This is a genomic window from Pseudomonas sp. MWU16-30323, from assembly GCF_020515595.1.
GTDB lineage: Bacteria > Pseudomonadota > Gammaproteobacteria > Pseudomonadales > Pseudomonadaceae > Aquipseudomonas > Aquipseudomonas yamanorum.
Map to the genome: position 1 here is coordinate 1 of NZ_JAIWYM010000097.1, position 412 is coordinate 412.

The following is a 412-nucleotide window of genomic DNA, read 5'->3' on the forward strand; positions in this document are numbered from 1 at the left end:
TAAAACCACCGACGACGGGGTTACCGATTACCGCTATGACAGCGCCGACAACCTATTGGCGATCAGCTTCACCCATCGCAACGGCGAACGGCAGCAGTTGGACTTTAGTTACGACTCGCTCGGTCAAGTGCTCAGCGAGACCAGTGATACCGGTGAACTGAAATACGCTTACGACGCCCTCGGCTACCTTGAAACGCTAACCCTGCCCGATCAGCGTCAACTGAACCATCTGTACTACGGCAGCGGCCACCTACACCAACTCAACCTGAATGGCCGAGTGATCTGCGACTTCGAACGCGATCAACTGCACGACGAAGTCCTGCGCACCCAGGGCCGTCTGCTGACCCGCACCCGCTACGACCGCTGCGGCCGCCTCAGCCAGAAAGCCCTGCACTACCGCAACGCCGCCCGC

General features: G+C 59.7%; 1 pseudogene. It reads left to right on the forward strand.

What is annotated here, in order from left to right:
• Window positions 1-412, forward strand: a pseudogene (locus tag LIY45_RS30610) (type IV secretion protein Rhs); the annotation flags it as partial.